Raw genomic sequence first — 12,545 nt, 5'->3', positions numbered from 1 at the left:
ATACCTGTTTTTGTTTTTAACTTGTTGTTTTTTAGTTTTTTAATCGTGTTGTTCTTCAAGTTTTAAACATTGTTTTTTGCATAGTAAATTGTATTGGTCGTTTCGGGCTATAGATGTGTCCGAATGGGCTATTCGACGTTTGGATTTCGATATAATTTTGTTTGGTAATTCTAAACCAGCCAAATGATAACAAAACTACTTTACTTCGCGAATGTGTTTCGCAATTTTCAAAAAACTCTTTATTGCCAATTTGCATATTAAATGATGCGAATAATTATTTCAGCAGTTTTTAATTTTCCTTTTAGTACATAATTTATCTCCTGATGAATAAAGATTCCATTGTTTTTAACAATTTGGAATAAATAAATATTGCTGTTTATCAAAAGTTTGAAATAAAGTGATAATAATTAATTAACCAAACAATTAATGAAAAAAAAGACAACTTATTGGTCAAAGATTTCTATAGAACATTTACCGATAAAAAAATATTTGATACTTACGATGTTAGCGCTGCTATTTCCGTTAATATCTTTTTCGCAAACCGTTTATACATTTACGGCTGCTGGGGCGTCCGGAATTGCAGGACCTACTCAATCACAAATAAATACGTCCTATGCTTCAACTAATTTAAACGGAAGTGTAACAGTGACCGGAGGAATTCAGTCCTGGATCGTACCGGTGACGGGTAATTACCGTATCAATGCTTCCGGCGCAAGAGGAGGGAATTCATCCGCCAATACTTATGTTGGTGGATTTGGTGCCAACATGACCGGGGAGTTTACATTAACAGCAGGGGATGTAATTAAAGTATTGGTGGGACAAGCTGGTATTACTGGCGGCAGCGACGATGGCTATTATCTTGGCGGCGGCGGCGGTGGTGGCTCTTATATTACTTTAAATTCTGCACTTCTTATGGCAGCCGGCGGCGGCGGCGGTGCGGGTGTAGGCGAGAGTAATTTGAACGGATTTAATGGTAATCCAGCATTATCAGGAACAAGTGGGAACACGGCCAATGGGACTAATGGTAGGCCCAACGGTACTCCAGGGAGTGGCGGAAATGGCGGAACAGCCTCCGCTTATTATGGCGGTGGCGGTGGCGCAGGCTGGTTATCAAACGGTGGTAATATGACAAGTGGAATGACTTGTTTAGGAGGATTGAGTTTTTCAAATAATGGTACTGGAGGGACAGGCGGGACCTTTAACTCTAATGCCGGTGGAAACGGTGGCTTTGGCGGCGGCGGCGGCGGCGGCTTTGGCGGTGCTGGCGGTGGCGGCTATTCCGGTGGCGCAGCGGGAACACATGGCGCAGCAAACAATGCTACGGCCGGCGGCGGCGGCGGTTCATACAACTCTGGAAGAAATCAAACCAATGTTGCTGGTGTTAATTCAGGAAATGGATCTGTTATAATAACAAATCTATACTCCGCATCTATATCTCAAACTGCAAATGTTGTATGCAGTGGTGATTTAACAGGGGCACTTTCTGTTGCTGTAAATGGAGGTACTGTTCCTTATACATATGCGTGGTCACCAAATGTTAGTACCAGTGCAACTGCGTCTAATCTTGGGAAAGGAACTTATAGTGTAATAGTAACCGATGGAAATAGTTTAACAACGACTGCATCTTTTACCATTGTTCCTTCAGATAATACGGCTCCAGTTATTACTACAAACGGAGATAAAAATGTAAATACAAGCCCAGGCGTTTGTGATGCAACTGTAACAGTTTCTGCAACAGCTACGGATAATTGTAGTGTTGGAACTCCAGTGGGATTACGAAGTGATGCAAAATTACTTTCAGATGCTTATCCTTTGGGAACCACAACAATCACTTGGAATGTAACAGATACTAATGGAAATGCTGCAGTTGCGGTAAATCAAACAGTAACCGTAGTAGATAATGTAAAGCCAACTGCAATCTCGAAAAACATTACAGTGCAATTGAACGCAAGTGGAAGTGTAACTGTAAATGCGAGTCAGCTAAGTAATGGAAGTACCGATAATTGCGGAATTAATAATTACAAATTCTCTGCCGGAAGTGTAGGCACAGTTTGTAATGTTGCCGGTGAAGGAACTTTTTTAAGACTTAATGCACCTGCGGGAAGTGTTTTTAAAAATATAGTTTATGCTAATTATGGAAACTCTACAGGAACTTGTGGGAATTTTGTTAATGGTAGTTGTAGTGCATCAAATAGTTTAAGTTTAGTAACAGCTGCTTTCCTTAATAACAATAGCGGAATTATTTATTCTAGCAATGATACTTTTGGAGACCCTTGCAATGGAACACAAAAGCGACTAGCCGTAGAAGCTAACTATGCTCCGGCAACGGCAGAAACGACTTCAATAACATACTCTTGTGCTGATGTAGGCGTAAAAAATGTTGTATTATTTGTTACTGATAATAGTGGAAATGTTTCGTTAGTAAATGCAACAATAACAATTCAGGACAATATTGTCCCTGTAATCACTTCGAACGGAAATAAAAGTGTAAATGCAGATTCAGGAGTTTGTGGGGCTAACATAACAGTTTCGGCATCTGCAACAGATAATTGTTCAGTAGGAACTCCAACGGGAGTAAGAAGTGATGCGAAAGCACTTACGGCTATTTATCCTGTAGGAACAACAACAATTACGTGGAACGTAAGTGATGTTAACGGAAATGCAGCAACTGCAGTAACTCAAACTGTAACAGTCACAGATAATCAAATTCCTGTAATTGCTTCAAATGGAAATAAAACTATAAATGTTAGTGCAAATAGTTGTGGCGCAACCGTTGCTGTTTCAGCAACAGCAACGGATAATTGTACAGTTGCAACTACAAGTGGAGTCAGAAGTGATGCAAAATTGCTTACGGCTCCTTATCCGGTAGGAACTACAACAATTACGTGGAACGTAAGTGATGTTAACGGAAATGCAGCAACTGCAGTAACTCAAACTGTAACAGTAACAGATAATGAAATCCCAGTAATTGCTTCAAACGGAGACCAAACAGTAAATTCTGATTTAGGTATTTGTGGCGCAGTTGTTTCAGTTTCAGCAACGGCTACTGATAATTGTACAGTTGCAACTCCAACAGGAGTACGAAGCGATGCAAAATTGCTTACAGATGTTTATCCTGTAGGAGCAACAACCATAACATGGGATGTAAACGATGCTAATGGAAATGCTGCAGTTACAGTAACTCAAACCGTAACCGTAACAGATAATGAAATTCCAGTAATTGCTTTAAACGGAGATCATAATGTAAATACAGATTCAGGAGTTTGTGGTGCAAACGTAACCGTTTCTGCAACAGCTACAGATAATTGTACAGTTGGAACTCTAACAGGAGTAAGAAGCGATGCCCAATTGCTTATAGATGTTTATCCAATAGGAGTTACAACCATAACGTGGAATGTAAGTGATGCAAGCGGAAATGCAGCAGTTGCTGTAACTCAAACCGTAACCGTAACAGATAATGAAATTCCTGTAATTGCTTCAAACGGAGACCAAACAGTAAATTCTGATTTAGGTATTTGTGGCGCAGTTGTTTCAGTTTCAGCAACGGCTACTGATAATTGTACAGTTGGAACTCCAAGTGGAGTAAGAAGTGATGCAAAATTGCTTACAGATGTTTATCCTGTAGGAGCAACAACCATAACATGGGATGTAAACGATGCTAATGGAAATGCAGCAGTTGCTGTAACTCAAACCGTAACCGTAACCGATAATGAAATTCCAGTAATTGCTTCAAACGGAGATCAAACAGTAAATTCTGATTCAGGAGTTTGTGGTGCAAACGTAACCGTTTCTGCAACAGCTACAGATAATTGTTCAGTAGGAACTCCAACGGGAGTAAGAAGTGATGCGAAAGCACTTACAGCTCTTTATCCTGTAGGAACAACAACAATAACTTGGGATGTAAACGATGCTAATGGAAATGCTGCAGTTACAGTAACTCAAACTGTAACAGTAACAGATAATGAAATTCCAGTAATTGCTTCAAACGGAGATCAAACAGTAAATTCTGATTCAGGTATTTGTGGCGCAGTTGTTTCAGTTTCAGCAACGGCTACTGATAATTGTACAGTTGGAACTCCAACAGGAATAAGAAGTGATGCAAAATTATTGACAGATGTTTATCCTTTAGGAGCAACAACCATAACATGGGATGTAAACGATGCTAATGGAAATGCTGCAGTTACAGTAACTCAAACTGTAACAGTAACAGATAATGAAATTCCTGTAATTGCTTCAAACGGAGATCAAACAGTAAATTCTGATTCAGGTATTTGTGGCGCAGTTGTTTCAGTTTCAGCAACGGCTACTGATAATTGTACAGTTGCAAATCCAACAGGAGTACGAAGCGATGCAAAATTGCTTACAGATGTTTATCCTGTAGGAACTACAACAATCACTTGGAATGTAGTAGATGTGAATAGAAATGCTGCTGCTGAAGTTATTCAAACAGTAGCAGTTGTAGATAACCAAATTCCGGTAATTGCTTCAAATGGTGATCAAAACGTAAATGTTGATGCCGCTACTTGTGGTGCAAACATAACGGTTTCGGCAACAGCAACGGATAATTGTACAGTTGGAACACCAACAGGAGTAAGAAATGATGGAAAATTACTTTCAGATGTTTATCCAGTTGGAAGTACAGAAATCAAATGGAATGTAAAAGACGTAAATAGTAATGATGCTGTTGAGGTAATTCAAACCGTAACAGTAATCGATAACCAAATTCCGGTAATTACTGCAAATGGAAATCAAAATGTAAATGCCGACACAGATGTCTGTGGTGCAAACGTAACAGTTTCGGCAACGGCTACAGATAATTGCACAGTTGGAACTCCAATAGGAGTGAGAAATGACGCAAAATTACTTACAGATGTTTATCCTGTAGGAATTACAGAAATCAAATGGAATGTAAAAGATGTTAACGGAAATGATGCAGTTGAGGTAATTCAAACAGTAGCAGTTGTAGATAATATTGTACCAACAGTAATTACAAAAAACATAACAGTGCAACTTGATGCAACAGGAAATGCTATAATTCACGCTTCTGACGTTGATAATAATTCATCTGATAATTGTACAATCGATACAATCGAAATTGATAAAACATCATTTACTTGTACTAATATTGGATCAAATATTGTAAAACTTACGGTAACAGATAAGAACGGGAATTTTGATACTAAGGAGGCAACTGTAATAGTTGAAGACAATATCAAACCAATCGTAATTACAAAAAATATCACCATTCTTCTTGATGCTTCTGGTGTTGCTACAATCCAGGCTTCTGATGTTGATGATAATTCAACTGATAATTGCGAAATCGCAGTAAGAGAGTTAGATAAGACAGAATTTACTTGTGCTAATATCGGACCTAATACGGTTAAACTAAAAGTTACAGACAAAAACGGAAACTTTGATGTTAAAGAAGCTATTATAACTGTAGAAAACAAAATTGTACCAAAAGTATTAACAAAGAATATTACACGACAACTTACTACATTAGGAAATGTATCTATTGTTGCATCTGATATTGATAATGGATCAATATATGCTTGTGGAACTCCAACTTTGGTAGTTTTTCCAAATGTCTTTACCTGTGCTAATATTGGGATCAATAATGTCACGTTGACTGCTACAGATGCCTACGGTAATGTTTCAGTAAAAGCGGCAACAGTAACCATTGAAGATAAAGTTGCGGCGACTGTACTTACTAAAGATGTAACCGTTCAGCTGGATGCTTCCGGGAATGCGTCAATCACCGCAGCCCAAATCGATAACGGAAGTTTTGATTTTTGCGGAATTGCTTCACTTACAGTTAGTCCAAATAGTTTTAGTTGTAATGCTATCGGAGAAAATGAAGTAACGCTTACGGTTACCGATGTGCACGGAAATATTTCTACAGAAATCGCAATCGTGACGGTTCAGGATCATGTTCTCCCAACAGCTAAAACTAAAGATCTCACAGTAGAACTTGATGCGTCAGGCAATGCATCAATTACAGTAAATCAAATCAATAACGGAAGTTCTGATAATTGTGGTGTGGTATCAGTAAGTCTTGATAAGCTTTCTTTTGATTGTACCAATGTTGGTATCAACACGGTTCTTCTGACTGTAAAAGACAAAGCTGGAAATACGGCAACAGCTACTGCGAAAGTTACAGTTGTAAATAAATTTGGAGATAATGATAATGACGGAATTTTAGACAATTGTGACGATGATGATGACAATGATGGAATCAAAGATTGGTTAGACAACTGTCCAATTACTGCTAATCCTTATCAGGAAGATCGCAATAATAATGGTATTGGTGATGCCTGCGATAAAGACCAGATGAATATTTCTGAAGCTTTTACTCCAAACGGAGATGGTATCAATGATACATGGGTTATTTCGAATATCGAAAATCATCCTAATTCAATTGTACGTGTTTTTAATCGTTGGGGAACAGAAGTGTTTGTTGCTAAAAATTACCAAAATGATTGGGATGGACATTACAAAGGAAGTTCCAGTTCTCTGCCAGAGTCAAGTTCATATTACTATCAAATTGATTTAGATGGTGATGGTACTATCGAAAGACAAGGATGGATCTACATTAACAGGTAATTGAAATAAAATAAAATTTTAGAAATGAAAATAATTAAAAATATATTGGCGGGAGCATTACTACTTTTTAGTAGTATGCTTTTTGCCCAGCAAGAAAGCCTTTTTACAACGTATCGTTACCATATGAATGTTGTAAATCCAGCTTATGCAGGTGTTGATGGAGAAACTGTTTTAATGAGCACAATTCGCCAGCAATGGACAGGGATTAAAGATGCACCACAAACGCAAGCAGTCTCTTTTGGTACATCGGTAGGGAATCATTTGGGATTAGGGGTTTCTATGGTTTATGATAAAACTTTTATCGAAAAACAAACACAATTAGGAATTGACTTTTCATACAAAATTCAGGTTGGGGCTCTTACTGATTTGTATTTAGGAATAAAAGCGGGAGGTAATTTCTACAATGTAAATACCTCTGGACTTGAGACTTATTCGCCTCAATCAGATCCATCTTTGATTACAATAAATCATTTTAATCCAAACGTAGGTATTGGAGCTTTATTGAAAAATGATAAATTTTTTGTATCCCTTTCTGTTCCAAGAATGTTAAATACGGAGCGTGCAAAAAACAAAGACGGTTATACTTCTGTTGCAACAGACAGAGCACATGTTTATTTGAGTAGTGGTTATGATTATGATTTTAATACAGCTACAGAATTGGTGCTAAAACCATCATTTATGATGCGTTATGTAAATGGTTCACCACTTTCAGTAGATGTTAATTTGATGCTTCAGATAGAGAAATTTTTGGAAATAGGGGCAAGTTACAGAGTTGATAACGCTTATGCCGCAATAGCAGGTTTAACAATTAGTGGCCATCTGACAATTGGTTATGCTTACGAAACCAGTACGGGTAAAGTAATGGCAAGTGCTAAACAATCAAACGAGTTTTTTCTTCGCTTTAAATTTTAATAAAAGGAAAATACAATAATTGAAACAACGTTTTTTTTATTTTTTTGAGTAGTAAAAAAGAGGACATCTATCTGCAGATGTCCTCTTTTGATTTTATATAAATCATTTAAGGCCTTTCTATTTTTCTTAAAACTTCTTTTGCGACAGCTTTATAAGCTGCAGAATGATCTGCATAATCTTTGTTCAGGATAATTTGCAATTCGGGATGAATCCAATCGTAGTGATTTCCTAATATATATAAAGTTCTGATCGAATAGGCTTTTGTCGCCACTTTTACATCATTAATTAGCCAGTCAAAAGAAGCTTCAATACAATCTTGCAGGTTTTCTTCTGAAAGTAAAATGCTGTTTTCGTTTTTCTTATAATGTGATTTTACCAGAAGCTGAACCACTTTTGCAATTGGCCTGATAGAACTTTCATCTTTTAAAACCTTCAGACTAGAACAGAAAAAATTAAGATAAGGTTGCAGCCAGATTAATTCTTCGTAAGATATAAATTCTAAAATCCAGCATGCTTTATGATTGTTTTTATCTAAGGGAGAAAAACAAATTTGAACCAATTCATCAAATAAATGTTGATTTTCTAAAATGTACTGAGCTCCCATTAGCCGGTTTTCTCGGTAAGCATTTACATAATCCAGTTTTAGATGAAGTTCGGACGACATTTTTTTACATTTAATACACATCTAAAATAAATAATTTAATGCAATAGTTCCGTAATAATTTATTGGAAGTCCGGGATAATAATATCTTGGACTTGCGTTTCCAACCGCAACGGCATTAGGCAAAATCATAGAGGCATATTTTTCGTCAGTGACATTATTAATGCCAAAAGCCAGGTTTGTGTTTAGATTAGGAAGAATTTGAAAACGATAACCTGTTTTTAAATTAATAATACGATAAGAATCTGAATAAAGAGAATTAGCATCATTTAAAGGGATTTTATCTGTAAACTGAAAATCAGCAGAAAAATATAAGCCCAAAACAGTATTTAAAATTATTCCTGCATTTACTTTATTTGCGGCGACCCCGGTTAATTTATTTCCTGAATAATCATTTCCGTTATCGACAAAATCGTTAAACTCATATTTCCCCAGGGAAGCAGTGATGTAAGAGTTTAAATTGAAAAACCGATTAATAGGCCAATTGTGTTTTGCTAAAATTTCGATTCCTTCATGAAATGTTTTACCGGCATTTATACCTTCATACTGGTCATCACCAATTCTTTTTGCCACTAATAAATCTTTTATTTCCATTCGATAAACAGCAAATTCTGTATAGAGATTTTTATTGAAGAAATAGAATTTTCCACCCGCTTCAAAATTATAACCGCTTTCAGGTTTTATATCCGGATTAATATTGCCTGAACTTGTAAGTGTTTCTTCGGTGGCCGGCAATGAAAATCCCCGACTTATCGAAAAGTACAAAGTTTTTTGCTCATTGGGTTTAAAGAGAAAAGACAATTGTGGCGAAAAGATTCCGTCATAACTGTATTTTTCAGTTGAAGAGATATTGTTAGGAAGAGAATTCGTTAGCTCAAAATGAGTTTCATTATAATTCAATCCGGCTTGTAATTCGAATTTATCCGAAAGCAAAGTTCTGATTTGAGAAAAAATATTATAAAAATGTCTTTTTTGGTCTGTTTCAGTAAGTTGATTGCCTTGTAAACTTCCTTGACCATTATTGGTTTTGTATAGATTTTCAAAAGTGTTTCCGTTATAATTATCTGTGAAATATTCAATTCCGGCAATAAATTGATTCTCGATTTTACTAATTTTAAAATCTCCCGAAAATTGCGTTCTTCCGCCAGTTCCAAAAGTATATTGACGTAAAATATCAAAAGGACGAGGTTCATTACTATCCTTATAATTAATAAAAACCGAAGTTGAATTGCGCAGATGATCATTAATTTTAAAATCATAAGCCAATCCACCTAAAGTCGATTTGTATTCCTTATATCCTTTTGAAGCTACCCATGTTGGAGCACCTAGTTTTGGATTATTATCAAAAACTTCTTTACTAATCGAACTTGGAATGAAAGCTTTCAAATATGTGTAATTCGAAAAATAGGTCAACTTGCTATTTTTCTTTTTAAATAATTCTCCGGCGAGCGTTATACCTTCCCGATTATACGAACTGTTTTCTCGCCATCCGTCCGTTTTAAGATTATGATAACTGATATTCAAACTAGAACTTTTCTCATTCAGGCTGTAATTCAAGCTGTTTTTGAGTAATCCAAACGAACCAAAGACACTGCTGACACCGGCATTTTCTCCATTTGACTTTGAAAGTTGAGGTGAGATCAAAATTGCACCGCCCAAACCGGCTCCGTAAATACTAGAAAGCGGACCTTTGATAACTTCAATTTGTCCGATGTTTTCCAGATCAATATCATCAATAACCGTTTCGCTATTTCCGGAAGTCAGGGGAATACTGCCATAAAAAGCCCTGATTTTATTAGTTCCATAAGGAGATCTTGCGCCAATACCCCGAATCGAAATTCGGGTTGTAGTAAAATTAGAAGATTGCATAAAAACTCCTGGAATTGTATTGATGACTGTGCTAATATCTGTGGCATTATTTTGCAAAAGGTCTTTTTTAGATAAAATTCCAATAGAAGCAGGAGTGTTTTGCAATCGATCATTAACATGAAGTGAACTAATGACAACTTCATCCAGTTTTTGGGTTTTTAAAGAATCAATAGTTTTGTTTTCTCTTTTTTGTGCCTCGATGTTATGGAAACATAAAAACACAAGAAGAAGAAAACAATATTTTTTTAAAATCATAAAAGAGTTTGTTGAGCAGTTTCTGGATGAAAAAAAAATTAACCGCAAAGAACGTTAAGATTTATACCCTATGTTAACTTTATAAAACACAAAGTTCGCAAAGCTAGTTCGATACAAAGCTTTGCGAACTTTTCATTTTATAAAACTACAAAAAAACTTAGCGTTCTTTACGGTAAAATTAATTATGTTTCTAAGAAACCTAATTTGGAATTTATTTTTTAGCCGTTACCTTCCAAATTGTATTTCCGCTATCATCATTAACCAAAAGAGACCCGTCTTGCATAACAGTTACCGCAACCGGACGTCCGTAAACTTCAGCTTTGTCAGCATTAGAAATAAAACCAGTTAAGAAATCTTCCGGTTTCCCGGAAGGTTTTCCGTTAGCAAAAGGAACGAAAACAACTTTATATCCTGATATTTTAGCACGATTCCAGGAACCATGTTGTCCTACGAAAGCCCCGTTTCTATATTTTTCAGGAAAAGCAGTTTTGTTATAAAATGCCAATCCCAAAGATGCTGTATGAGCGCCAACCGGAACGTCAGGAACAATAGATTTGGCCGCAAGATCTTTGCGCTCACCTTTCATTCTTGGATCAAGATTGTTTCCGTAATAAGAATATGGCCAGCCATAAAAAGCATCTCGTTTTACACTTGTAATATAATCAGGAACTAAGTCATCACCCAATTCATCACGTTCGTTAACCGCAGTCCAAAGTTCCTTATTTACAGGATTCCAATCCATTCCAACAGGATTTCTAAGACCGGCAGCATAGATTTTTTCACCGGTTCCGTCAGGATTAATTTCTAAGATATCAGCACGGCGCACCTCTTTGTCCATTCCGTTTTCACCAACATTACTTCCGGAACCTACCGAAACGTAAATTTTTGTTCCCTCAGGATTAGCAATTATATTTCTTGTCCAGTGATTGTTGTAGCCTCCGGCAGGAAGTTCAAGAATTTTGGTTCCTTTTGTTTCTAATTTTAAAGGAGCATTTTTATAAGGATAACGATATAAGCCGTCAGTATTGGCAACATAAAAAAAGTCTTTAAGAACTAACATTCCAAATGGTCTGTTGAGGTCTTTTAGAAAAACTTCACGAGTTTCAAATTTTCCGTCCTTGTCTTTATCGCGAAGAATTATAATTTGATTTTTACTTGTTCTCGTGCCGCTTTCCACAACAAAAATATCGTTGTTTGGTGCAATGTAGGTCCAACGTGGATTCTCAAAACCATCAGCAAATTTCGTAACTGTAAAACCTTCCGGTGCAATTGGTGTTTTGCCTTCCGGCCAGCCAATCACTTTGCTATTATTCGTTTTCGATTCGGTTGCGTACGGTGGAGGTAAAGTGAGGTCGCCAATAGCAGTTTTTACAATAATATCAGGTTGTTTTGCCAGAGCTTCTTTTTCTTCTTTTTTTACCTGCCCGTTGCAGGCTGTCATTATTGCCAATAGGGATATCGAAAATATTTGTGCAGTAGTTCTCATTTCGGTTTAGGGTTAAATGTTTATAGAACAACAATTTAGTAAAATTAAAAATAGTTGCAAGAAAATATTTGTAAATATTATGTGATATTTAACATTCTTAAAAAAATATGTGTCCAGCTTATTTTGATACTTACAGTTTGGTTGTAATTCTGTATCTTTGCGCATTATTTTAAACATAAAAATAATGATACAACTTCACGATAAACAATTTGTTCCGTTTATTTCGGCCAAAGAAATTGATTTTGCTTTAACTAAAATAGTTGCTCAGGTAGAAGATGATTTTGGAGACGATACCCCAATTTTTATTGGTGTCTTAAATGGTGCATTCATGGTTGTTGCCGATTTTCTGAAAAAATACAAAAGTCCTTGCGAGGTTTCATTTATAAAAATGGCATCTTATGAAGGAACTGAAACTACTAATGCTGTAAAAGAATTAATAGGGATTAATCAGGATTTGACAGGTAGAACCGTGATTATCATCGAAGATATTATCGATACCGGAAATACAATCGAAGAATTGAAACGCATATTTAAAGAACAAAATGTAAAACATTTTAAAATTGCAACTTTGTTTTTTAAACCGGATGCCTATAAAAAAGATATTAAAATAGATTATATCGGAATCAGGATTCCAAATAAATTTATCGTTGGTTACGGTTTGGACTACGATGGTTTGGGACGAAATTTAGCCGAAGTATATAAATTGGCAGAATAATTACAAACACACACAACTATATATTCATTTAAAACTTCTTGTAA

The 12,545-nt window shown here is 36.1% G+C and carries 6 protein-coding genes; 3 read left to right on the top strand and 3 right to left on the bottom strand.

Annotation, left to right across the window (positions count from 1 at the left end):
- The first annotated feature begins 426 nt into the window (after positions 1–426).
- Positions 427–6,603: a T9SS type B sorting domain-containing protein gene (locus QLQ94_RS02105; RefSeq protein ID WP_482499066.1), complete on the top strand. Its 6,177-nt coding sequence runs from the start codon at positions 427–429 to the stop codon at positions 6,601–6,603.
- A 24-nt stretch (positions 6,604–6,627) separates the two neighbouring features.
- Positions 6,628–7,515: a PorP/SprF family type IX secretion system membrane protein gene (locus tag QLQ94_RS02100; protein ID WP_482499064.1), complete on the top strand. Its 888-nt coding sequence runs from the start codon at positions 6,628–6,630 to the stop codon at positions 7,513–7,515.
- 106 nt (positions 7,516–7,621) lie between these two features.
- On the opposite strand, the gene QLQ94_RS02095 is transcribed toward QLQ94_RS02100, so the two are convergent.
- The 3 genes from QLQ94_RS02095 to QLQ94_RS02085 form a co-directional block, all read right to left on the bottom strand.
- Positions 7,622–8,179 carry a hypothetical protein gene (locus tag QLQ94_RS02095; RefSeq protein ID WP_427401734.1) on the bottom strand — a complete coding sequence of 186 codons (558 nt, stop codon included), beginning with the start codon at positions 8,177–8,179 and terminating at the stop codon, positions 7,622–7,624.
- Positions 8,180–8,200: 21 nt separating this feature from the next.
- The gene (locus tag QLQ94_RS02090; RefSeq protein ID WP_482499062.1) at positions 8,201–10,300 is read right to left on the bottom strand and encodes a TonB-dependent receptor; all 2,100 of its coding nucleotides are present in this window, start codon (positions 10,298–10,300) and stop codon (positions 8,201–8,203) included.
- A gap of 211 nt (positions 10,301–10,511) precedes the next feature.
- Complete coding sequence (locus QLQ94_RS02085) at positions 10,512–11,786, bottom strand: PQQ-dependent sugar dehydrogenase (RefSeq protein WP_482499060.1); 1,275 nt, start codon at positions 11,784–11,786, stop codon at positions 10,512–10,514.
- 184 nt (positions 11,787–11,970) lie between these two features.
- Here QLQ94_RS02085 and hpt point away from each other — a divergent pair, with 184 nt between their 5' ends.
- Positions 11,971–12,501, top strand: a complete 531-nt coding sequence (gene hpt / locus QLQ94_RS02080; protein ID WP_271334589.1) for a hypoxanthine phosphoribosyltransferase — start codon at positions 11,971–11,973, stop codon at positions 12,499–12,501.
- Positions 12,502–12,545: the final 44 nt, after the last annotated feature.

The organism is Flavobacterium sp. B114r (assembly GCF_056824125.1).
Note: the sequence above shows the minus strand (reverse complement) of the source record. Positions and strands in the feature narration are given on the sequence as shown.